The sequence below is a fragment of the Streptomyces nojiriensis genome (assembly GCF_017639205.1).
In the GTDB taxonomy this organism is placed as follows: Bacteria; Actinomycetota; Actinomycetes; order Streptomycetales; family Streptomycetaceae; genus Streptomyces; species Streptomyces nojiriensis.
This window is the reverse complement of record NZ_CP071139.1, coordinates 2269488-2291479: the sequence shown is the minus strand read 5'-3', so window position 1 is coordinate 2291479 and position 21992 is coordinate 2269488. Positions and strand designations below refer to the sequence as shown.

21 protein-coding genes are annotated in these 21992 nt (G+C 70.6%); 20 read left to right on the top strand and 1 reads right to left on the bottom strand.

Features of this window, described 5'->3' with window-relative positions; all coding sequences use genetic code 11:
* Window positions 1–7 precede the first annotated feature (7 nt).
* The 14 genes from JYK04_RS10705 (at window position 8) to nusB (ending at window position 12958) form a co-directional block, all read left to right on the top strand.
* On the top strand, window positions 8–352 hold the full coding sequence (locus tag JYK04_RS10705; RefSeq protein WP_030009550.1) for a DUF6167 family protein: 345 nt from the start codon (window positions 8–10) through the stop codon (window positions 350–352).
* Window positions 352–3021, top strand: coding sequence for an alanine--tRNA ligase (gene alaS / locus JYK04_RS10700; RefSeq protein WP_189740258.1), 2670 nt, complete (start codon window positions 352–354; stop codon window positions 3019–3021). Before JYK04_RS10705 ends, alaS begins: the two co-directional genes overlap by 1 nt.
* 2 nt (window positions 3022–3023) lie before the next feature.
* Window positions 3024–3494, top strand: a complete 471-nt coding sequence (ruvX, locus tag JYK04_RS10695) for a Holliday junction resolvase RuvX (protein ID WP_189740261.1) — start codon at window positions 3024–3026, stop codon at window positions 3492–3494.
* Between the two features lie 128 nt (window positions 3495–3622).
* Window positions 3623–5437: an endolytic transglycosylase MltG gene (mltG, locus tag JYK04_RS10690; protein WP_189740264.1), complete on the top strand. Its 1815-nt coding sequence runs from the start codon at window positions 3623–3625 to the stop codon at window positions 5435–5437.
* A gap of 6 nt (window positions 5438–5443) precedes the next feature.
* Window positions 5444–6268 (top strand): shikimate dehydrogenase, encoded by an 825-nt coding sequence (locus JYK04_RS10685; protein WP_189740266.1) that lies wholly within the window; start codon window positions 5444–5446, stop codon window positions 6266–6268.
* A 31-nt stretch (window positions 6269–6299) separates the two neighbouring features.
* A complete protein-coding gene (locus JYK04_RS10680; RefSeq protein ID WP_189740269.1) occupies window positions 6300–6491 on the top strand; it encodes a hypothetical protein in 192 nt (63 codons plus the stop codon).
* A 132-nt stretch (window positions 6492–6623) separates the two neighbouring features.
* The gene (gene aroC / locus JYK04_RS10675) at window positions 6624–7808 is read left to right on the top strand and encodes a chorismate synthase (protein WP_189740272.1); all 1185 of its coding nucleotides are present in this window, start codon (window positions 6624–6626) and stop codon (window positions 7806–7808) included.
* Window positions 7805–8323 (top strand): shikimate kinase, encoded by a 519-nt coding sequence (locus JYK04_RS10670; protein ID WP_189740275.1) that lies wholly within the window; start codon window positions 7805–7807, stop codon window positions 8321–8323. Before aroC ends, JYK04_RS10670 begins: the two co-directional genes overlap by 4 nt.
* The gene (gene aroB, locus JYK04_RS10665) at window positions 8320–9411 is read left to right on the top strand and encodes a 3-dehydroquinate synthase (protein ID WP_189740279.1); all 1092 of its coding nucleotides are present in this window, start codon (window positions 8320–8322) and stop codon (window positions 9409–9411) included. The genes JYK04_RS10670 and aroB overlap by 4 nt, the downstream gene beginning before the upstream one ends.
* On the top strand, window positions 9408–9848 hold the full coding sequence (gene aroQ / locus JYK04_RS10660; RefSeq protein ID WP_189740282.1) for a type II 3-dehydroquinate dehydratase: 441 nt from the start codon (window positions 9408–9410) through the stop codon (window positions 9846–9848). The genes aroB and aroQ overlap by 4 nt, the downstream gene beginning before the upstream one ends.
* Before the next feature lie 92 nt (window positions 9849–9940).
* Window positions 9941–10720, top strand: a complete 780-nt coding sequence (locus JYK04_RS10655) for an AAA family ATPase (protein WP_189740285.1) — start codon at window positions 9941–9943, stop codon at window positions 10718–10720.
* 67 nt (window positions 10721–10787) lie between these two features.
* A complete protein-coding gene (locus JYK04_RS10650; protein WP_189740287.1) occupies window positions 10788–11894 on the top strand; it encodes an aminopeptidase P family protein in 1107 nt (368 codons plus the stop codon).
* Between the two features lie 59 nt (window positions 11895–11953).
* Window positions 11954–12520, top strand: coding sequence for an elongation factor P (gene efp / locus JYK04_RS10645; protein WP_030008757.1), 567 nt, complete (start codon window positions 11954–11956; stop codon window positions 12518–12520).
* A gap of 3 nt (window positions 12521–12523) precedes the next feature.
* Window positions 12524–12958 (top strand): transcription antitermination factor NusB, encoded by a 435-nt coding sequence (gene nusB, locus JYK04_RS10640; protein ID WP_189740290.1) that lies wholly within the window; start codon window positions 12524–12526, stop codon window positions 12956–12958.
* A 169-nt stretch (window positions 12959–13127) separates the two neighbouring features.
* Here nusB and bldD read toward each other — a convergent pair whose 3' ends face one another.
* Window positions 13128–13628 carry a transcriptional regulator BldD gene (gene bldD, locus JYK04_RS10635; RefSeq protein WP_030008755.1) on the bottom strand — a complete coding sequence of 167 codons (501 nt, stop codon included), beginning with the start codon at window positions 13626–13628 and terminating at the stop codon, window positions 13128–13130.
* A 295-nt stretch (window positions 13629–13923) separates the two neighbouring features.
* Between bldD and pyrR the strand changes: the two genes are divergently transcribed.
* The 6 genes from pyrR (at window position 13924) to carB (ending at window position 21922) form a co-directional block, all read left to right on the top strand.
* The gene (gene pyrR / locus JYK04_RS10630) at window positions 13924–14499 is read left to right on the top strand and encodes a bifunctional pyr operon transcriptional regulator/uracil phosphoribosyltransferase PyrR (RefSeq protein WP_030732111.1); all 576 of its coding nucleotides are present in this window, start codon (window positions 13924–13926) and stop codon (window positions 14497–14499) included.
* A gap of 117 nt (window positions 14500–14616) precedes the next feature.
* Entirely contained in the window at window positions 14617–15609 is a 993-nt protein-coding gene (locus JYK04_RS10625; protein WP_189740293.1) for an aspartate carbamoyltransferase catalytic subunit, read from the top strand.
* A 2-nt stretch (window positions 15610–15611) separates the two neighbouring features.
* The gene (locus JYK04_RS10620; protein WP_079404393.1) at window positions 15612–16898 is read left to right on the top strand and encodes a dihydroorotase; all 1287 of its coding nucleotides are present in this window, start codon (window positions 15612–15614) and stop codon (window positions 16896–16898) included.
* Window positions 16895–17476, top strand: a complete 582-nt coding sequence (locus tag JYK04_RS10615) for a PH-like domain-containing protein (protein ID WP_189740296.1) — start codon at window positions 16895–16897, stop codon at window positions 17474–17476. The genes JYK04_RS10620 and JYK04_RS10615 overlap by 4 nt, the downstream gene beginning before the upstream one ends.
* Entirely contained in the window at window positions 17473–18621 is a 1149-nt protein-coding gene (gene carA / locus JYK04_RS10610) for a glutamine-hydrolyzing carbamoyl-phosphate synthase small subunit (RefSeq protein WP_189740299.1), read from the top strand. Before JYK04_RS10615 ends, carA begins: the two co-directional genes overlap by 4 nt.
* Window positions 18614–21922, top strand: a complete 3309-nt coding sequence (gene carB, locus JYK04_RS10605) for a carbamoyl-phosphate synthase large subunit (protein WP_189740302.1) — start codon at window positions 18614–18616, stop codon at window positions 21920–21922. The genes carA and carB overlap by 8 nt, the downstream gene beginning before the upstream one ends.
* Window positions 21923–21992: the final 70 nt, after the last annotated feature.

Here is a 21992-nt window from a genome sequence, read left to right as displayed (position 1 = left end):
ACCGCCGATGTTCCGCCGAGCCTTCTGGTTCACCGCAGGCGCAGCCGCCGGCGTGTGGGCCACCACCAAGGTCAACCGCCAGCTGAAGAAGCTGACGCCGGAGAGTCTCGCCGCCCAGGCGGCCGACAAGGCCGTGGAGGCGGGACACCGCCTCAAGGACTTCGCCCTCGACGTCAAAGCGGGAATGACGCAGCGCGAGGACGAGCTGAACGACGCACTGGGGCTCCACCAGGATCCCGACCGGCTCGACAACGTCACGGCCCTTCCCGGGCCGCGGCGGCTGCGGGCCATCGAGAACAGCAAGACCACCTACCGACCTAAGTTTTCGTACGACCGGAATGAGGACCACTGATGGAGTCGGCTGAGATTCGCCGCCGCTGGCTGAGCTTCTTCGAGGAGCGCGGTCACGCCGTTGTCCCTTCGGCGTCGCTCATCGCGGACGACCCGACTCTGCTGCTGGTGCCCGCGGGCATGGTGCCGTTCAAGCCCTACTTCCTGGGCGAGACCAAGCCGCCGGCCCCGACGCTCACCAGCGTCCAGAAGTGCGTCCGCACGCCGGACATCGAAGAGGTCGGCAAGACCACCCGCCACGGCACGTTCTTCCAGATGTGCGGCAACTTCTCCTTCGGGGACTACTTCAAGGAAGGCGCCATCAAGTACGCCTGGGAGCTGCTCACCAGCTCCGTGGCGGACGGCGGCTACGGCCTGGAGCCGGAGAAGCTCTGGATCACCGTCTACCTCGACGACGACGAGGCCGAGCAGATCTGGCGCGAGAAGATCGGCGTCCCCGCCGAGCGCATCCAGCGCCTGGGCAAGAAGGACAACTTCTGGTCCATGGGCGTCCCGGGTCCCTGCGGCCCGTGCTCGGAGATCAACTACGACCGCGGCCCCGAGTTCGGCGTCGAGGGCGGCCCGGCCGTCAACGACGAGCGCTACGTGGAGATCTGGAACCTGGTCTTCATGCAGTACGAGCGCGGCGCCGGCGACGGGAAGGAAGACTTCCCGATCCTCGGCGACCTGCCGTCGAAGAACATCGACACGGGTCTCGGCCTCGAGCGCCTCGCGATGATCCTGCAGGGCGTGCAGAACATGTACGAGACCGACACCCTGCGCGTGGTCATGGACAAGGCCACCGAGCTGACCGGTGTGCGCTACGGCGCCGCCCAGGGCACGGACGTCTCGCTGCGCGTGGTCGCCGACCACATCCGCACCTCGACCATGCTCATCGGCGACGGCGTCACCCCCGGCAACGAGGGTCGCGGCTACGTGCTGCGCCGCATCATGCGCCGCGCCATCCGCAACATGCGCCTCATGGGTGCCACCGGTCCCGTCGTCCAGGACCTGGTCGGCGTCGTGATCGACACGATGGGCCAGCAGTACCCGGAGCTCGTCACCGACCGCAAGCGCATCGAGACGGTCGCGCTCGCCGAAGAGGCCGCCTTCCTCAAGGCCATCAAGGGCGGCACCAACATCCTCGACACCGCCGTGACCGAGACCAAGGCCACCGGTGGCACGGTCCTCTCCGGCGACAAGGCGTTCCTGCTCCACGACACCTGGGGCTTCCCGATCGACCTCACCCTCGAGATGGCCGCCGAGCAGGGCCTGACCGTGGACGAGCCCGGCTTCCGCCGCCTCATGCAGGAGCAGCGCGACCGGGCCAAGGCCGACGCCAAGGCCAAGAAGACCGGCCACGCGGACATGTCCGCCTACCGGGAGATCGCGGACGGCGCCGGCGCCACCGAGTTCACCGGCTACGCCACCAACCAGGGCGAGTCCACCATCGTCGGCCTGCTGGTCAACGGCGTCTCCGCGCCCGCCGCCTCCGAGGGCGACGAGGTCGAGGTCGTCCTCGACCGCACCCCCTTCTACGCCGAGGGCGGCGGCCAGCTCGCCGACCAGGGCCGGATCAAGCTCGACACGGGCGCCGTCATCGAGGTCCGGGACGTCCAGCAGCCGGTCCCGGGCGTCTCCGTGCACAAGGGCTCCGTCCAGGTCGGCGAGGTGACCGTGGGCGCCTCCGCGTACGCCGCCATCGACGTCAGGCGCCGCCGGGCCATCGCCCGCGCCCACTCGGCCACGCACCTGACCCACCAGGCGCTGCGCGACGCCCTCGGCCCCACGGCCGCCCAGGCCGGTTCCGAGAACAGCCCCGGCCGCTTCCGCTTCGACTTCGGCTCCCCGAACGCCGTCCCCGGCTCGGTCCTCACCGACGTCGAGCAGAAGATCAACGACGTGCTCTCCCGCGAGCTCGACGTCACCGCCGAGATCATGAGCATCGACGAGGCGAAGAAGCAGGGCGCCATCGCCGAGTTCGGCGAGAAGTACGGCGAGCGCGTGCGCGTCGTGACCATCGGCGACTTCTCCAAGGAGCTGTGCGGCGGCACGCACGTCGGCAACACCGCCCAGCTGGGTCTGGTGAAGCTGCTCGGCGAGTCCTCCATCGGCTCCGGCGTACGCCGCGTCGAGGCCCTCGTCGGTGTGGACGCGTACAACTTCCTCGCCAAGGAGCACACGGTCGTCGCCCAGCTCCAGGAGCTGGTCAAGGGCCGTCCGGAGGAACTGCCGGAGAAGATCGCCTCCATGCTCGGCAAGCTGAAGGACGCCGAGAAGGAGATCGAGAAGTTCCGCGCGGAGAAGGTCCTCCAGGCCGCCGCCGGGCTCGCCCAGAACGCCCAGGACATCAAGGGCGTCGCCCTCGTCGTCGGCCAGGTGGCGGACGGCGTCGGCGCCGACGACCTGCGCAAGCTGGTCCTCGACGTCCGGGGCCGCATCCAGGGCGACCGCCCGGCCGTCGTGGCCCTGTTCACCGTGGCGAACGACCGCCCGCTGACCGTCATCGCCACCAACGAGGCCGCCCGCGAGCGCGGCCTCAAGGCGGGCGACCTGGTCCGTACGGCCGCCAAGACCCTCGGTGGCGGCGGTGGCGGCAAGCCGGACGTCGCGCAGGGCGGCGGCCAGAACCCGGCCGCCGTGCCGGAGGCCATCAGCGCCGTCGAGCGCCTCGTCGTAGAGACGGTCTGACGATGACTCTGCGCCGCGGCCGCCGGCTCGCCATCGATGTCGGTGACGCCCGGATCGGGGTCGCCTCGTGCGACCCCGACGGGGTGCTCGCCACACCGGTGGAAACCGTTCCGGGCCGGGACATCCCCTTCGCCCACCGGCGGCTGCGGCAGCTCGTCGATGAGTACGAGCCCCTCGAAGTCGTGGTCGGCCTCCCCCGCTCGCTCAGCGGGCGGGAGGGGCCGGCCGCGGTCAAGGTGCGCGCCTTCGCGAACGAACTCGCCAAGGGCATCAAGCCGGTGACGGTCCGTCTGGTGGACGAGCGGATGACCACGGTCACCGCCGCCCAGGGTCTTCGGGCCTCCGGGAAGAACGCCAAGAAGGGCCGGTCGGTCATCGATCAGGCAGCCGCTGTGGTGATCCTTCAGAACGCTCTTGAGACCGAACGGGTATCGGGTAATCCGCCTGGTGAGTGCGTCGAAGTGGTTGTCTGATCGCGATACGGTAACGTTCCGCGCGATGAGACGGCATTCGAACAGCCGTCGCCCACCGTCAAAGAGGCGGAACCGGGTGCCACGGACGACGGAGTCCGTGGCCTCCGTCTCGCGGCTCTAGGGGACCGATGACTGAGTATGGCCGGGGCCGTGGCCCCGAACCCTGGCACCCTGAGGACCCCCTTTACGGGGACCAGGGGTGGACCGGGCACCAGACCCAGCAGGGCCAGGTGCCTCACGGCGGTGCCCCGCAGCAGCAGGAGTACCCACAGGAGCCGCAGTACCAGCAGCAGTACCCCCAGCATCCGCAGTACCAGCAGTACCCGGAGTACCAGCAGCAGCATCCGCAGCAGCAGTACCCGCAGGGGCAGTACCCGCAGCAGGAACAGCAGGCGCAGCAGCAGCCGCAGCAGCCCCAGCAGTACATGCAGGGCCAGTACCCGCAGCAGCCGCAGTACACCGGGCAGCAGCAGGCCTATGCCCCGCAGCAGCAGGCGCAGCAGCCCCAGCCGCAGCAGCCGGTGTACGACAGCCAGGGCTGGGACACCGGCCAGGGCCAGTACGCGGCGGCCGTGCACACCGACCCGTACACGGGCGTGGACCCCTACACCCAGCAGCCCGTGGCGGGCTACCCGGGTGAGGCCCCCGACCTCTACGGCACGGAGGACGCCTACGCGCCGCCGCAGCCCCCGGGCCGGCGGCACCTGGAGCCGGAACCCGTCGAGGAGCCGGAGCCCGCGGAGGAGCCCGAGAACGGCCTGCTCGCCGAAGGCGGCGGCCGTGACGGTGAGGACGGCGACGCGGACGACGACGGCGACGGCCGCCGGGGCGGGCGCTCCAAGGGCGGCAAGCCCAAGAAGCGCAGAGGCATGACCTGCCTGGTCGCCGCGGTCGTCATCCTCGGCGTGGCCGGCGGTGGCGGCTACTACGGCTACAACTACATCAAGGCCAGGTTCAGCTCGGCCGAGGACTTCGCGGGCGAGGGCGGCGGCGACATCGTCGAGGTCGAGATCCCCAAGGGCTCGGGCCTCATGCAGATGGGCCTGATCCTCAAGAAGGCGGGCGTCGTCGCGAGCGGGCAGGCGTTCGTCGACGCCGCGTCCAAGCTCCCTCCGGGCAAGGCCATCCAGGCCGGTGTCTACCCGCTCCGGAAGAAGATGTCGGCCGCGTCCGCGGTCGAGGTGATGAGCGACCCCTCGAAGCTGAACGTCATCACGGTCACCGAAGGCATGCGCAACACCGCGGTGTACGCGGCGATCGACAAGAAGCTGGGCCAGCAGGAGGGCACCACCGCCGAGATCGCCAAGCGCGAGATCAAGAACCTCGGCCTGCCGGCCTGGGCGAACAACAACCCGAAGCTGATCGACCCGCTCGAGGGCTTCCTGTATCCGGCGCGCTACGACCTCAGCAAGGACAGCACCCCCGACTCCCTGCTCAAGCAGATGGTCAAGAACGCGACCGACAAGTACACGGAGCTGGGCCTCGAGGGCAAGGCCAAGGAGCTGGGCCTGGAGAATCCGCTCCAGGTGGTCACGGTCGCCAGCCTCGTCAACGCCGAGGGCAAGAACCACGACGACTTCCGGAAGATGGCGGAGGTGGTCTACAACCGCCTCAAGAAGACCAACGACGTCACGAACCAGAAGCTCCAGTTCGACTCGACGTACAACTACGTCAAGAACCAGAGCGAGATCAACTTCAACCTGAAGGAAGCCCAGGCCTTCGACCACCCCTACAACACGCACTTCGTCAGGGGACTGCCCACCGGGCCGATCAACAACCCGGGCCTGGACGCGCTGACCGCTACGCTCAACCCGGACCACGGCGGCTGGATGTTCTTCGTGTCGGTCGACGGCAAGACCACGACCTTCACCAAGACCTACGAAGAGCACACCAAGCTGGCCAACGAGTTCCAGGAACGGCAGAAGCAGAAGAACGGCGGATAGCAGGACATGTCACGCATAAGGGCCGCGGTGTTGGGTTCGCCCATCGAGCACTCACTCTCACCGGTGCTGCACCGCGCCGCTTATCAGGAGCTCGGCCTCGACGACTGGTCGTACGACCGCTTCGAGATCGACGAGGCCGCGCTCCCGGAGTTCGTGGCAGGACTCGGCCCCGAGTGGGCCGGGCTGTCCCTGACCATGCCGCTCAAGCGGGCGATCATGCCGCTGCTGGACGGCATCAGCGACACGGCCGCCGCCGTCGAGACGGTCAACACGGTCGTCCTCACCGAGGACGGCCGTCGCCTCGGCGACAACACCGACATCCCCGGCATCGTCGCCGCGCTCCACGAGCGCGGCGTCGAGAAGGTGTCCTCCGCGGCCGTCCTCGGCGCCGGCGCCACGGCCTCCTCGGCGCTCGCCGCGCTCTCGCGGATATGTTCCGGCGAGGTCACCGCGTACGTCCGCTCGGCGGCCCGCGCGGCCGAGATGCGGCAGTGGGGCGAGCGGCTCGGCGTGCCCGTCCGCACGGCCGACTGGTCCGAGGCGGCCGCGGCGCTGTCCGCGCCCCTGGTGATCGCCACCACCCCGGCCGGTACGACCGACGCCCTGGCGGCGTCCGTACCCGAAGGGGCGGGCACCCTCTTCGACGTCCTCTACGACCCGTGGCCGACCGCGCTGGCCGCGGCCTGGTCACGGCAGGGCGGCCAGGTCGTCGGCGGACTCGACCTCCTCGTCCACCAGGCCGTGCTCCAGGTCGAGCTGATGACGGGCCGGACCCCGGGTCCGCTCGCCGCCATGAGGGCCGCCGGAGAGCGGGCGCTCGCCGCCCGTTAGGCTTTCCACCTGCGTATTCACAGGGGGCGGCATGGACGGGAACAGCACGGACCTGGTACTCGCGTCGAAGTGGGATCTCCCCTTCGTCGTCATCAGCATGGTCAGGGTGGCGTTCGGCACCCTGCCCCTGTGGGCCAAGGCGCTCATCCTCGGACTCTTCGGTTCCGTCGTCCTCTGGTACGGGATCACCTGGCAGCGCGAGCGCGGCCGGCGGGCCCGCTGACGCCTCAGGCGTCCGATAGCTGGACCGGGGCCCGATAAACCCCTCCGGACGTGGGAGGATCGGGTGAGGCGGGTCCGGGCCGCGCACCCGATCGCGCCGTCGCTGTACCAGGCGCGAGCATGAGGAGCATCGTTGAGCAGGTTGCGTTGGCTGACCGCAGGAGAGTCGCACGGACCGGCACTGGTCGCGACGCTGGAGGGTCTTCCCGCCGGCGTCCCGGTCACCACCGAGCTGGTGGCCGATCACCTGGCCCGGCGCCGGCTCGGCTATGGCCGCGGTGCCCGGATGAAGTTCGAGCAGGACGAGATCACCTTCCTCGGCGGCGTCCGTCACGGCCTGTCCCAGGGCTCCCCGATCGCGGTCATGATCGGCAACACCGAGTGGCCCAAGTGGGAGACCGTCATGTCGGCCGACCCGGTCGACCCCTCGCTGCTCAAGGACACCGGCCGCAACGCGCCGCTGACCCGTCCGCGCCCCGGCCACGCCGACCTCGCGGGCATGCAGAAGTACGGCTTCGACGAGGCCCGGCCGATCCTGGAGCGCGCCAGCGCCCGTGAGACCGCCGCCCGCGTCGCCCTCGGCGCCGTCGCCCGTTCCTTCATCAAGGAGGTCGCGGGCATCGAGATCGTCTCTCACGTGGTGGAACTGGCCGCGGCCAAGGCCCCGTACGGCGTCTACCCGACCCCCGCCGACGTCGACAAGCTCGACGCCGACCCGGTGCGCTGCCTCGACGCGGACGCCAGCAAGGCGATGGTCGCCGAGATCGACCAGGCCCACAAGGACGGCGACACCCTCGGCGGCGTCGTCGAGGTGCTGGCGTACGGGGTCCCGGTCGGCCTCGGCTCGCACGTCCACTGGGACCGCCGTCTCGACGCCCGCCTCGCCGCTGCCCTCATGGGCATCCAGGCCATCAAGGGCGTCGAGGTCGGCGACGGCTTCGAGCTCGCCCGCGTGCCCGGCTCCCAGGCGCACGACGAGATCGTCTCCACCCCCGAGGGCCTGAGGCGCACCTCCGGCCGCTCCGGCGGCACCGAGGGCGGACTGACCACCGGCGAACTGCTGCGCGTACGCGCCGCGATGAAGCCCATCGCGACCGTCCCGCGCGCGCTGGCGACCGTCGACGTGGCCACCGGAGAGGCGACGGTGGCCCACCACCAGCGCTCCGACGTGTGCGCCGTGCCGGCCGCCGGCATCGTCGCCGAGGCCATGGTCGCCCTCGTACTGGCCGACGCGGTCGTCGAGAAGTTCGGCGGGGACTCCGTCCCGGAGACCCGCCGCAACGTCCGGGCGTACCTCGACAACCTGCAGATCCGGTGACGGCCGGACCACTGGTCGTCCTCGTCGGCCCCATGGGGTCCGGCAAGTCCACGGTGGGGGCGCTGCTCGCCGAGCGGCTCGGCGTCCCCTACCGGGACACCGACGCCGACATCGTCGCGGCCCAGGGCCGCGAGATCTCCGACATCTTCGTCGACGAGGGCGAGCCGTACTTCCGTGAGCTGGAGCGGCAGGCGGTAGCCGCCGCCGTCTCCGGGCACACCGGAGTCCTCGCCCTCGGCGGCGGCGCCGTCCTCGACGAGGGCACCCGCGAGCTGCTGGCCGGCCTGCCCGTCGCCTATCTGTCGATGGACGTCGAGGAAGCCGTCCGGCGCGTGGGCCTCGGCGCCGCCCGCCCGCTGCTCGCCGTCAACCCGCGCCGCCAGTGGCGCGAGCTGATGGACGCCCGGCGCCCCCTGTACACCGAAGTCGCGCGCGTCGTGGTGGCCACCGACGACCGCACCCCCGAAGAGGTCGCCCAGGCGGTCCTCGACGCTCTGGAGTTGAAGGACGTATGACAGACCAGGTGACGCGGATCCACGTCGGCGAGAGCGCCGGACACGACGCGTACGACGTGCTGGTCGGGCGGCAGCTGCTCGGCGAGCTCGGCTCCCTGATCGGTACGAAGGCCCAGCGGGTCGCCGTGATCCACCCCGAGGCGCTGGCCTCGACCGGTGAGGCGCTGCGCGACGACCTGGCCGAGCAGGGCTACGAGGCGGTCGCCATCCAGGTGCCGAACGCCGAGGAGGCCAAGACGGTCGAGGTCGCCGCGTACTGCTGGAAGGCGCTGGGCCAGTCCGGTTTCACCCGCACCGACGTGATCGTCGGCGTCGGCGGGGGAGCCACCACCGACCTCGCGGGCTTCGTCGCGGCCAGCTGGCTGCGCGGGGTGCGCTGGGTCGCCGTACCGACCACCGTCCTCGCGATGGTGGACGCGGCGGTCGGCGGCAAGACCGGCATCAACACCGCCGAGGGCAAGAACCTGGTGGGCGCCTTCCACCCGCCGGCCGGTGTGCTCTGCGACCTGGCGGCGCTGGACTCGCTGCCGGTCAACGACTACGTCAGCGGCCTCGCCGAGATCATCAAGGCCGGGTTCATCTCCGACCCGGTGATCCTCGACCTGATCGAGGAGGACCCGGCGGCGGCGCGCACGCCCGAGGGCCCGCACACCGCCGAGCTCATCGTGCGCTCCATCCAGGTCAAGGCCGACGTGGTCTCCAGCGACCTCAAGGAGTCGGGGCTCCGCGAGATCCTCAACTACGGCCACACCCTCGCGCACGCCATCGAGAAGAACGAGCGCTACAAGTGGCGGCACGGCGCGGCCGTGTCCGTCGGCATGGTCTTCGCCGCCGAGCTCGGCCGGCTCGCCGGCCGGCTGGACGACGCGACGGCCGACCGGCACAAGGCGGTCCTGGCCTCGGTCGGGCTGCCGCTGACCTACCGCGGCGACCAGTGGTCCAAGCTGCTCCAGACCATGCAGGTCGACAAGAAGTCCCGCGGCAACCTGCTGCGCTTCATCGTCCTGGACGGGCTGGCCAAGCCGACCGTCCTGGAGGGTCCCGACCCGGCGCACCTGGTCGCCGCCTACGGCGAGGTGTCGGCGTGAGCCGCCGCGTCCTCGTGCTGAACGGCCCGAACCTGGGCCGGCTCGGCTCGCGCGAGCCCGACGTGTACGGGGCCACCTCGTACGCGGGGCTGGTGGAGAGCTGCCGCTCGCTGGGCGAGGAGCTCGGCTTCGACGTCGAGGTCCGTGAGACCAACGACGAGGGCGAGCTGATCCGCTGGCTGCACGAGGCGGCGGACGGGAAGATCCCCGTGGTCATCAACCCGGGGGCCTTCACCCACTACTCGTACGGCATGCGGGACGCGGCCGCGCAGCGCACGGCGCCGCTGATCGAGGTGCACATCTCGAACCCGTACGCCCGCGAGGAGTTCCGGCACACCTCGGTGATCGCGGCCGTGGCGACCGGAACGGTGGCGGGCTTCGGCATCGGTTCGTACCGGCTGGCGCTACGCGCACTGGCGGACGAGATCTCCGCCTGACACCCTGCCTGACGGTGCTGGTGGACGGCCGGACCCCGGCAGTCATATAACGTTCTCGCATCAGTGGCCGGAACGAGACGGAGTGGCAGCGGATGCAGCACGGAGTGGGGGGCGGGGGCGCGGGCTGGGGACAGCCGGGACCGCGCCCGTCGGCGCCCCCGCAGCCGCCGATACCCCCGGCGCAGGGCTGGCCGGGTTCGCCTCCGCCCCAGCCGCCCCACCAGCATCATCAGTCGCAGCCGGTGCCCGCCGTGCCGGAGGCCACCGGGCACATCCCGCTGCCTCCCGCGGTGCCGGGCACCGGCGGGGCCGTCCTCGCCGTCCTGCTGATCGGTCCGGCCGGCGCCGGTAAGACCACCGTCGCCCGGCACTGGGCCGGCACCCGTCCCGTGCCGACCGCCCACGTCAGCCTGGACGACGTCCGCGAGTGGGTCTGCTCCGGCTTCGCGGACCCCCAGGCGGGCTGGAACGAGCACTCCGAGGCCCAGTACCGGCTCGCCCGCCGCACCTGCGGCTTCGCCGCCCGCAACTACCTGGCGAACGGCATCTCCTGCATCCTGGACGACGCCGTCTTCCCGGACCGGCCCGTGGTCGGGCTGGGCGGCTGGAAGCGGCACGTGGGCCCCACCCTGCTGCCGGTGGTGCTGCTGCCCGGCCTGGAGATCGTCCTGGAGCGCAACGCGGCCCGGTCCGGCAACCGCCGGCTCTCCGACGAGGAAGTCGCGCGGATCCACGGCCGGATGGCCGGCTGGTACGGCTCCGGACTGCCGATCATCGACAACTCCCATCTCGACGTCGAGGGCACCGCCCGCGCTCTCGACGAGGCCCTGGCCCGCGCCCTGTCGGCCCCCGGCGGCCGCCCCGGCCAGTAAGACCCCCCGGGCCCGTCCGGACGCGCTCGCCGGGCCGGATCGGCGGGGCGCTCGTACGCTCGAAGACATGTCAGACGTGTACGCCGCCCGCCGGGACCTGCTTCGCGACCGATGTGCCGCCGCGGGGAGCGCCGCCGCACTGATCACGCGTCCGGCGAACGTCCGCTACCTCTCCGGGGCGTCCCCGCTCGGCGCGGTGCTGCTCGTCGGCACCACGGAGGACATGCTGTTCTGCGCCGGCGCACCCACCGGCGAGGCCGACGAGGGCCGCCTCGACGAGCACCTGGGCGCGACCGTCCTGGGCAGCCCCGGCGGTGACCCGGCCGTCGCGGCCGCCGATCTGGCCGCCTCCCTCCGGGCCGACTCGCTCGCGGTGGAGGAACACCACCTCACCGTCGCCCGCCACCGCGCCCTGCGCTCCGTGGCCCCCAAGCTGCGCCTCGCCGATCTCGGCACCGCCGTGGAGCAGCAGCGCCTCGTCAAGGACGAGGAGGAGATCGCCTGCCTGCGGATCGCCGCCGAGATCGCCGACCAGGCCCTCGGGGAGCTGCTGGAGTCCATCCTCGTCGGACGTACCGAGCGCCACCTCGCCCTGGAGCTGGAGCGGCGGCTCGTCGACCACGGGGCGGACGGCCCCGCCTTCCCGACCTCCGTCGGCACCGGCCCGCACTCCGGCCGCTCCCGGCACCGGCCGTCCGACCGCAGGGTGGAGGAGGGCGACTTCCTCACCGTCTGCCTGGGCGCCAACTACCGCGGCTACCGGTGCGAGATCGGCCGGACCTTCGTGATCGGCACCAGTCCGGCCGACTGGCAGATCGAGCTGTACGACCTCGTCTTCACCGCCCAGCGGGCCGGGCGCGAGGCCCTGCTGCCCGGGGCCGCGTACCGGGACGTGGACCATGCCGCACGCTCCGTCCTGGACTCCGCGGGCCATGCGGAAGCCCTCGCTCCGTGGACCGGACACGGCGTGGGCCTCGAAATCGACGAGGACCCGCAGCTTGCACCTACGGCAATGGGTAAACTGGACGCTTGCGTGCCGGTCACCGTCGAACCGGGGGTTCACCTCCCGGGCCGGGGAGGTGTCCGGATCGATGACACGCTCGTCGTACGCCCCGAGGCGGACGGCGGTCCCGAGCTACTCACCATTACGACCAAGGAGCTGCTCGCGCTCTAGCCGGCTCTGCCGGGCTGTGCGCGCACCCGTGGTCTTCCAGTGCAGGAGATTCCGCAACCGTGGCTTCCACGAACGACCTCAAGAACGGCATGGTGCTCAAGCTCGACGGTGACCAGCTCTGGTCCGTCGTCGAGTTCCAGCACGTCAAGCCCGGCAAGGGCCCGGCCTTCGTGCGCACCAAGCTCAAGCACGTGCTCTCCGGCAAGGTCGTCGACAAGACGTTCAACGCCGGCACGAAGGTCGAGACGGCCACCATCGACCGCCGTGACATGCAGTTCTCTTACATGGACGGCGAGTACTTCGTCTTCATGGACATGACCACCTTCGACCAGCTGATGGTGGACAAGAAGGCTGTCGGCGACGCCGCCAACTTCCTGATCGAGGGCTTCACCGCCTCCGTCGCCCAGCACGAGGGCGAGGTGCTCTACGTCGAGCTCCCGGCCGCGGTCGAGCTCAAGATCGAGCACACCGACCCGGGCGTCCAGGGCGACCGCTCCACCGGCGGCACCAAGCCCGCCACCCTGGAGACCGGCTACGAGATCCAGGTCCCGCTCTTCGTCACCACCGGCGAGACGGTCAAGGTCGACACCCGCACCAGCGACTACCTCGGCCGGAAGAGCAACTAACCCGTGGCTGCTCGGAGCAATGCGCGCAAGCGCGCCTTCCAGATCCTCTTCGAGGCGGACCAGCGCGACGTACCCGTCCGCGAGGTCCTCGCGGACTGGATCCGCCACGCGCGGTCGGACGACCGGCAGCCGCCGGTCAGCGCCTTCACGATGGATCTCGTCGAGGGTTACGCCGACAAGGTGAACCGCATCGACGATCTGATCATCACCTACGCCGTGGACTGGGAACTCGACCGCATGCCGGTCGCCGACCGGAACATCCTGCGGCTCGGTGCCTACGAGCTGATCTGGGTGGACGACACCCCGGACGCCGTGGCCATCGACGAGGCCGTCCAGCTGGCCAAGGAGTTCTCGACGGACGAGTCCCCCTCGTTCGTGAACGGGCTGCTGGCCCGCTTCAAGGACCTGAAGCCGAGCCTGCGGCGCAGCGAGAGCTGACCGCACGGACGGCGCCGGCACCGCCATACGGAAGGGCCCGCAACGCACGCGTTGCGGGCCCTTCCGTATGCGCCGCGGGGCGCGGGAACGCAAAAACCGGTGGGCGCCGGACCCCCGCAAGGGTCCGGCGCCCACCGGTAAACGTTTCTGCTGGTCCGGAGCCCGGAACTCAGAGCTCCTCGTGCGCCACCGCGCGACGCGCGTCCGCGTCCAGCACGCCCCAGCTGATCAGCTGCTCGGTCAGGACCGAGGGGGACTGGTCGTAGATGACGGCCAGGGTGCGCAGGTCGTCCTGGCGGATCGACAGCACCTTGCCGTTGTAGTCGCCACGCTGGCTCTGGATCGTCGCCGCGTAACGCTGCAGCGGACCGGCCTTCTCGGCGGGGACGCCCGCGAGGCGCTCCAGGTCGAGACGCAGCTTCGGCGGCGGCTCGGCAGCCCCGCCGGGAGTCGTACCCGGCAGCAGTTCCTGCACCGGAACCCCGTAGAAGTCCGCCAGCTCGGCAAGACGCTGGACGGTCACGGCGCGGTCCCCGCGCTCGTAGGAACCGACCACCACGGCCTTCCACCGACCCTGGGACTTCTCCTCGACACCGTGGAGGGAAAGGCCCTGCTGGGTGCGGATGGCGCGGAGCTTGGCCCCGAGCTGTTTGGCGTATTCGCTGGACATAACGCTCCCGGACGCTGTGACGCTGTGACTGGTGGACACTGCGACTACGTAACTACGTAACTACGTGCGGCTCAGCCGCGCGGCTGGTAACTCACTGTGAGGTTACGCAGCGTTACTTGGATGCGTCAAGCCGAATGGTCTTGGTCGCCCCCCTGGGTGCTCGTCACAGCAGCCCTCTGAGAGCCATTCCGTACCGGCCCGGTCCCAGTCACCGGCCTCTCCCTGGTACCGTGTGAGGCGTACATCAGACGTCCTTTAAGGTCCGTCCCGTGAGGCGGAGAAGGAGGTCCTTTTCATGGACACCCAGCAGAACACCGATTCCATGCGCCCCGTACTCGAAGCGCAGGACATCGCGCGGGTCCTGACCCGCATCGCCCACGAGATCGTCGAACGCGCCAAGGGCGCCGACGACGTGGTGCTCCTCGGCATTCCCACCCGCGGTGTCTACCTCGCCCGCCGGCTGGCCGCCAAGCTCGAAGAGATCACCGGTACGAAGATCCCGGTCGGCTCCCTCGACATCACCATGTACCGAGACGACCTGCGGATGAAGCCCGCCCGCGCGATCGGTCGCACCGAGATCCCCGGCGACGACCTCGACGGCCGCCTCGTCGTCCTCGTCGACGACGTGCTCTTCTCCGGCCGCACCATCCGCGCCGCTCTCGACGCCCTCGGCGACCTCGGCCGCCCCCGCGCCGTGCAGCTCGCGGTCCTCGTCGACCGGGGCCACCGCGAACTGCCGATCCGCGCCGACTACGTCGGCAAGAACCTCCCCACGTCGCTGCGGGAGACCGTCAAGGTCCAGCTCCAGGAGGAGGACGGCCGTGACGCCGTGCTGCTCGGCCAGCGGACCGCCCAGGCCGCAGGCCAGTAGACCGTCCGGGTGACGGGCCCCGACCGGGCCCGCGCCGAGGCCTGCCCTGCCCCGCCCTGACCGCTCGCACCTCCGCCCGTCAGTCCGCCTGCCCTCCCGACCTACGGAGCCATCCAGATGAAGCGCCACCTCATCTCGGCCGCCGACCTCACGCGCGACGACGCCGTCCTGATCCTCGACACCGCCGAGGAGATGGCCCGTGTCGCGGACCGGCCGATCAAGAAGCTGCCCACCCTGCGCGGCCTCACCGTCGTCAACCTCTTCTTCGAGGACTCGACCCGCACCCGGATCTCCTTCGAGGCGGCCGCCAAGCGGCTCTCGGCCGACGTCATCAACTTCTCCGCGAAGGGTTCGTCCGTTTCCAAGGGCGAATCCCTGAAGGACACCGCGCTGACCCTGGAGGCCATGGGCGCCGACGCGGTCGTCATCCGCCACCACGCCTCCGGCGCCCCCTACCGGCTCGCGACCTCCGGCTGGATCGACTCCGCCGTCGTCAACGCCGGCGACGGCACCCACGAGCACCCCACCCAGGCCCTGCTGGACGCCTTCACCATGCGCCGCCGCCTGGTCGGCCGCGACGCGGGCCTCGGCAAGGACCTGAACGGCCGCCGGATCACCATCGTCGGCGACGTGCTGCACAGCCGCGTGGCCCGCTCCAACGTCCACCTGCTGCACACCCTCGGCGCCGAGGTCACCCTGGTGGCCCCGCCCACCCTCGTCCCGATCGGCGTCGAGACCTGGCCGTGCGAGGTCTCGTACAACCTCGACGACGTGCTGCCGAAGTCCGATGCGGTGATGATGCTGCGTGTGCAGCGCGAACGCATGAACGCCGCCTTCTTCCCGACCGAGCGCGAGTACTCCCGCCGGTACGGGCTCGACGGCGACCGCATGGCCAAGATGCCCGCGCACGCCATCGTGATGCACCCCGGCCCGATGAACCGCGGCATGGAGATCACCGCCGAGGTCGCCGACTCCGACCGCTGCACGGCCGTCGAGCAGGTCGCCAACGGCGTCTCCACCCGGATGGCCGTCCTGTACCTGCTGCTCGGAGGCTCCGAGCCCGCCGTCACCACCACCCCCGCCGCCGCCCGTACCGAGGAGAGCAAGTAACCATGAGCAAGATCCTTATCCGTGGCGCGAAGGTACTCGGCGGCGAGGCGCAGGACGTCCTGATCGACGGCGAGACCATTGCCGAGGTCGGTACCGGCCTGTCCGCCGAAGGCGCGACCGTCATCGAGGCCGAGGGCCAGATCCTCCTCCCCGGCCTCGTCGACCTGCACACCCACCTGCGCGAGCCCGGCCGCGAGGACTCCGAGACCGTCCTGACCGGCACCCGCGCCGCCGCCTCCGGCGGCTACACCGCGGTGTTCGCCATGGCGAACACCTTCCCGGTCGCCGACACCGCCGGCGTCGTCGAGCAGGTCTGGCGCCTGGGCAAGGAGTCCGGCTACTGCGACGTGCAGCCCATCGGCGCCGTCACCGTCGGCCTGGAGGGCAAGCAGCTCTCCGAGCTGGGCGCCATGCACGAGTCCGCCGCCCGCGTCACCGTCTTCTCCGACGACGGCAAGTGCGTGGACGACGCCGTGATCATGCGCCGTGCCCTGGAGTACGTGAAGGCCTTCGGCGGCGTCGTCGCCCAGCACGCCCAGGAGCCCCGCCTCACCGAGGGCGCCCAGATGAACGAGGGCGTCGTCTCCGCGGAACTCGGTCTCGGCGGCTGGCCGGCCGTCGCCGAGGAGTCGATCATCGCCCGCGACGTCCTGCTCGCCGAGCACGTCGGCTCCCGCGTCCACATCTGCCACCTCTCCACCGCCGGCTCCGTCGAGATCGTCCGCTGGGCCAAGTCCCGCGGCATCGACGTCACCGCCGAGGTCACCCCGCACCACCTCCTCCTCACCGAGGAGCTCGTGCGCTCGTACAACGCGGTCTACAAGGTCAACCCGCCGCTGCGCACCGAGCGCGACGTGCTGGCCCTGCGCGAGGCGCTCGCCGACGGCACGATCGACATCGTCGCCACCGACCACGCCCCGCACCCCCACGAGGACAAGGACTGCGAGTGGGCCGCCGCCGCCATGGGCATGGTCGGCCTGGAGACCGCGCTCTCCGTCGTCCAGCAGACGATGGTCGAGACCGGACTGCTCGACTGGGCGGGCGTCGCCGAGCGGATGTCCTTCGCCCCGGCGCGCATCGGCAGCCTGGAGAACCACGGCCGTCCCGTCTCGGCAGGTGAACCCGCGAACCTGACCTTGGTCGATACCTCGTACCGTGGTGTCGTGGACCCCGCACACTTCGCCTCCCGCAGCCGCAACACGCCTTACGAGGGCCGTGAGCTGCCGGGGCGCGTCACTCACACCTTCCTGCGGGGCCGGGCAACGGTCGTGGACGGGAAACTGGCGTGACACCTGCAGTAATCCAACTGGCCGCCGAGGCCGCCGAACGACAGTCGGCGGAGGTGACCAGCTTCGGTGCCCGCATCGCGTGGGTGATCGGCCTGGCCGTCTTCGTCGCGTTCGTCTACTGGCTGATGCGGCAGGGCTGGAAATGGCGCGGCGCTCTGCAGAACGATCTGCCGGAGCTGCCCGCCGCACCCGACGGTCTTCCCGAGCACCGGCTGGCCCTGACCGGCCGGTACCACGGGTCCACCACCGCCGGGCAGTGGCTCGACCGGATCGTCGCCCACGGCCTGGGCCTGCGCAGCCGGGTCGAGCTCACGCTCACCGACGCGGGCCTCGACGTGGTCCGACCGGGTGCAGGCGACTTCTTCGTACCGGCCGCGCAGCTGCGCGGCGCCCGCCTCGACAAGGGAATCGCGGGCAAGGTACTCACCGAGGGCGGTCTGCTCGTCGTCACCTGGGCGCACGGCGACAAGCTCATCGACTCCGGATTCCGCTCCGACCGCGCGGCCGAACACGCCGCCTGGGTCGAAGCCATCAATCTCATGAACTCATCCATCACGACGGAAGGCGCCGAACGATGACGACCTCCACCAGGGGAGCAGCCAAAGCTCCCGCCGTACTCGTCCTGGAGGACGGTCGGATCTTCCGCGGCCGTGCCTACGGCGCTGTGGGGGAGACCTTCGGCGAGGCCGTGTTCTCCACCGGCATGACCGGCTACCAGGAGACCCTCACCGACCCGTCGTACCACCGGCAGGTCGTCGTGATGACCGCCCCCCACGTGGGCAACACGGGCGTCAACGACGAAGACCCCGAGTCCTCCCGCATCTGGGTGGCCGGCTACGTCGTACGCGACCCCGCCCGCGTCCCCTCCAACTGGCGCTCCCGGCGCTCGCTGGACGAGGAGCTCGCGAAGCAGGGCGTCGTCGGGATCTCCGGCATCGACACCCGCGCCCTCACCCGCCACCTGCGCGAGCGCGGCGCCATGCGCGTCGGCATCTTCTCGGGCGAGGCCTGGGTCGGCATCCGCGACGAGGCCCTGCTGGCCAAGGTCCAGGCGCAGCCGCAGATGAAGGGCGCGAACCTCTCCGCCGAGGTCGCCACCAAGGAGACGTACGTCGTCCCCGCGATCGGCGAGAAGCGCTTCACCGTCGCCGCCGTCGACCTCGGCATCAAGGGCATGACCCCGCACCGCATGGCCGAGCGCGGCATCGAGGTGCACGTCCTGCCCGCCACCGCCACCGTCGAGGACGTGTACGCGGTCCAGCCGGACGGCGTGTTCTTCTCCAACGGCCCGGGCGACCCGGCCACCGCCGACGGACCCGTCGCCGTCATGCAGGGCGTGCTGGAGCGCAAGACCCCGCTCTTCGGCATCTGCTTCGGCAACCAGATCCTGGGCCGCGCGCTCGGCTTCGGCACCTACAAGCTGAAGTACGGCCACCGCGGCATCAACCAGCCGGTGCAGGACCGCACCACCGGCAAGGTCGAGATCACCGCGCACAACCACGGCTTCGCCGTCGACGCGCCCCTCGACAAGGTCACCGAGACCGCCTACGGCCGCGCCGAGGTCTCCCACGTCTGCCTGAACGACAACGTCGTCGAAGGCCTCCAGCTGCTCGACCAGCCGGCCTTCAGCGTCCAGTACCACCCCGAGGCGGCCGCCGGCCCGCACGACGCCGCGTACCTCTTCGACCGCTTCGTATCCCTGATGGAGGCCGAGCGTGCCTAAGCGCACCGATATCCAGTCCGTCCTGGTCATCGGCTCCGGCCCGATCGTCATCGGACAGGCCGCCGAGTTCGACTACTCCGGCACCCAGGCCTGCCGCATCCTCAAGGCCGAGGGCCTGCGGGTCATCCTGGTGAACTCCAACCCCGCGACGATCATGACCGACCCGGAGATCGCCGACGCCACGTACGTCGAGCCGATCACCCCCGAGTTCGTCGAGAAGATCATCGCCAAGGAGCGTCCCGACGCTCTCCTGCCGACCCTCGGCGGCCAGACCGCGCTCAACACCGCGATCTCCATGCACGAGCAGGGTGTGCTGGAGAAGTACGGCGTCGAGCTCATCGGCGCCAACGTCGAAGCCATCAACAAGGGCGAGGACCGCGACCTCTTCAAGGGCGTCGTCGAGGCCGTCAAGGCCAAGATCGGATACGGCGAGTCCGCCCGCTCGGTCATCTGCCACTCGATGGACGACGTCATCAAGGGCGTCGACACCCTCGGCGGCTACCCCGTCGTCGTCCGCCCCTCCTTCACCATGGGCGGCGCCGGCTCCGGCTTCGCCCACGACGAGGACGAGCTGCGCCGCATCGCCGGCCAGGGCCTCACGCTCTCCCCGACCACCGAGGTGCTCCTGGAGGAGTCCATCCTCGGCTGGAAGGAGTACGAGCTGGAGCTGATGCGCGACACCAAGGACAACGTGGTCGTCGTCTGCTCCATCGAGAACTTCGACCCGATGGGCGTCCACACCGGTGACTCGATCACCGTCGCCCCGGCCATGACCCTGACCGACCGCGAGTACCAGCGGCTGCGCGACATCGGCATCGCGATCATCCGCGAGGTCGGCGTCGACACCGGCGGCTGCAACATCCAGTTCGCGATCGACCCGACCGACGGCCGCGTCATCGTCATCGAGATGAACCCGCGCGTCTCCCGCTCCTCGGCGCTCGCGTCGAAGGCCACCGGCTTCCCGATCGCCAAGATCGCCGCCAAGCTGGCCATCGGCTACACGCTCGACGAGGTCCCCAACGACATCACCGAGAAGACCCCGGCCTCCTTCGAGCCGTCCCTCGACTACGTCGTCGTCAAGGCCCCGCGCTTCGCCTTCGAGAAGTTCCCGCTGGCCGACGCCACCCTCACCACCACCATGAAGTCGGTCGGCGAGGCCATGGCCATCGGCCGCAACTTCACGGAGGCCCTCCAGAAGGCCCTGCGCTCCCTGGAGAAGAAGGGCTCGCAGTTCACCTTCGTCGGCCCCACCGGCGACAAGGAAGAGCTGCTGCGCACCGCGGTCCGCCCGACCGACGGCCGCATCAACACCGTCATGCAGGCCATCCGCGCCGGCGCCACCCAGGAGGAGGTCTTCGAGTTCACGAAGATCGACCCCTGGTTCGTCGACCAGCTCTTCCTCATCAAGGAGATCGCGGACGAGCTGACCGCCGCCGAGAAGCTCGGCCCCGAGCTGCTCGCCGAGGCCAAGCGCCACGGCTTCTCCGACGCCCAGATCGCCGAGATCCGCGGTCTGCGCGAGGACGTCGTCCGCGAGGTCCGCCACGCCCTCGGCGTCCGCCCGGTCTACAAGACGGTCGACACCTGCGCCGCCGAGTTCGCCGCGAAGACCCCGTACTTCTACTCCTCGTACGACGAGGAGTCCGAGGTCGCGACCCGCACCAAGCCCGCGGTGATCATCCTGGGCTCCGGCCCGAACCGCATCGGCCAGGGCATCGAGTTCGACTACTCCTGCGTCCACGCCTCCTTCGCCCTCAGCGACGCCGGCTACGAGACCGTGATGGTCAACTGCAACCCGGAGACCGTCTCCACCGACTACGACACCTCCGACCGCCTGTACTTCGAGCCGCTGACGCTCGAGGACGTGCTGGAGATCGTCCACGCCGAGTCGCTGGCCGGCCCCATCGCCGGTGTCGTCGTCCAGCTCGGCGGCCAGACCCCCCTCGGTCTCGCCCAGGCCCTCAAGGACAACGGCGTCCCGGTCGTCGGCACCCCGCCGGAGGCCATCCACGCCGCCGAGGACCGCGGCGCCTTCGGCCAGGTCCTCGCCGACGCCGGCCTGCCGGCCCCCAAGCACGGCACCGCCACCACCTTCGCGGGTGCGAAGGCGATCGCCGACGAGATCGGCTACCCGGTCCTGGTCCGCCCGTCCTACGTGCTCGGCGGCCGCGGCATGGAGATCGTCTACGACGAGGCCCGCCTCGAGTCGTACATCGCCGAGTCCACCGAGATCTCCCCGACCCGCCCCGTGCTGGTCGACCGGTTCCTCGACGACGCGATCGAGATCGACGTCGACGCCCTCTACGACGGCCACGAGCTCTACCTCGGCGGCGTCATGGAGCACATCGAGGAAGCCGGCATCCACTCCGGCGACTCGGCCTGCGCCCTGCCCCCGATCACCCTCGGCGGCTACGACATCAAGCGCCTGCGCGCCTCCACCGAGGCGATCGCCAAGGGCGTCGGCGTCCGCGGCCTGATCAACATCCAGTTCGCCATGGCCGGGGACATCCTCTACGTCCTCGAGGCCAACCCGCGCGCCTCCCGGACCGTCCCCTTCACCTCGAAGGCCACCGCGGTCCCGCTCGCGAAGGCCGCCGCCCGCATCTCGCTCGGCACCACCATCGCCGAGCTGCGCGCCGAGGGCCTGCTGCCGAAGACCGGCGACGGCGGCACCCTGCCGATCGACGCGCCGATCTCCGTCAAGGAGGCCGTCATGCCGTGGTCGCGCTTCCGCGACATCCACGGCCGCGGCGTGGACACCGTCCTCGGCCCCGAGATGCGCTCCACCGGCGAGGTCATGGGCATCGACGCCGTCTTCGGCACCGCCTACGCCAAGTCGCAGGCCGGCGCCTACGGCCCGCTGCCCACCAAGGGCCGCGCCTTCATCTCCGTGGCCAACCGCGACAAGCGCTCGATGATCTTCCCGGCGCGCGAGCTCGTCGCCCACGGCTTCGAGCTGATGGCCACCTCCGGCACCGCCGAGGTGCTGCGCCGCAACGGCATCAACGCCACCGTGGTGCGCAAGCTCAGCGAGGGCGAGGGCCCGAACGGCGAGAAGACCATCGTCCAGCTGATCCACGACGGCCAGGTCGACCTGATCGTCAACACCCCGTACGGCACCGGCGGCCGCCTCGACGGCTACGAGATCCGTACGGCGGCCGTGGCCCGCAGCGTCCCCTGCCTGACCACGGTCCAGGCGCTCGCCGCCGCCGTCCAGGGCATCGACGCGCTCAACCGCGGCGACGTGGGCGTGCGCTCCCTCCAGGAGCACGCGGAGCACCTGACCGCGGCCCGCGACTGACGCAGGCCCGTACAGCCCGGACACGGGGAGGGGGACACCGGTTTCACGACGGGTGTCCCCCTCTTCACGA

Bases quoted from the DNA above. Each gene is read 5' to 3' on its own strand.
- JYK04_RS10705 (WP_030009550.1), top strand. From the start codon at position 8: ATGTTCCGCCGAGCCTTCTGGTTCACCGCAGGCGCAGCCGCCGGCGTG.
- alaS (WP_189740258.1), top strand. From the start codon at position 352: ATGGAGTCGGCTGAGATTCGCCGCCGCTGGCTGAGCTTCTTCGAGGAG.
- ruvX (WP_189740261.1), top strand. From the start codon at position 3,024: ATGACTCTGCGCCGCGGCCGCCGGCTCGCCATCGATGTCGGTGACGCC.
- mltG (WP_189740264.1), top strand. From the start codon at position 3,623: ATGACTGAGTATGGCCGGGGCCGTGGCCCCGAACCCTGGCACCCTGAG.
- JYK04_RS10685 (WP_189740266.1), top strand. From the start codon at position 5,444: ATGTCACGCATAAGGGCCGCGGTGTTGGGTTCGCCCATCGAGCACTCA.
- JYK04_RS10680 (WP_189740269.1), top strand. From the start codon at position 6,300: ATGGACGGGAACAGCACGGACCTGGTACTCGCGTCGAAGTGGGATCTC.
- aroB (WP_189740279.1), top strand. From the start codon at position 8,320: ATGACAGACCAGGTGACGCGGATCCACGTCGGCGAGAGCGCCGGACAC.
- JYK04_RS10655 (WP_189740285.1), top strand. From the start codon at position 9,941: ATGCAGCACGGAGTGGGGGGCGGGGGCGCGGGCTGGGGACAGCCGGGA.
- JYK04_RS10650 (WP_189740287.1), top strand. From the start codon at position 10,788: ATGTCAGACGTGTACGCCGCCCGCCGGGACCTGCTTCGCGACCGATGT.
- bldD (WP_030008755.1), bottom strand. From the start codon at position 13,628: ATGTCCAGCGAATACGCCAAACAGCTCGGGGCCAAGCTCCGCGCCATC.
- pyrR (WP_030732111.1), top strand. From the start codon at position 13,924: ATGGACACCCAGCAGAACACCGATTCCATGCGCCCCGTACTCGAAGCG.
- JYK04_RS10625 (WP_189740293.1), top strand. From the start codon at position 14,617: ATGAAGCGCCACCTCATCTCGGCCGCCGACCTCACGCGCGACGACGCC.
- JYK04_RS10620 (WP_079404393.1), top strand. From the start codon at position 15,612: ATGAGCAAGATCCTTATCCGTGGCGCGAAGGTACTCGGCGGCGAGGCG.
- carA (WP_189740299.1), top strand. From the start codon at position 17,473: ATGACGACCTCCACCAGGGGAGCAGCCAAAGCTCCCGCCGTACTCGTC.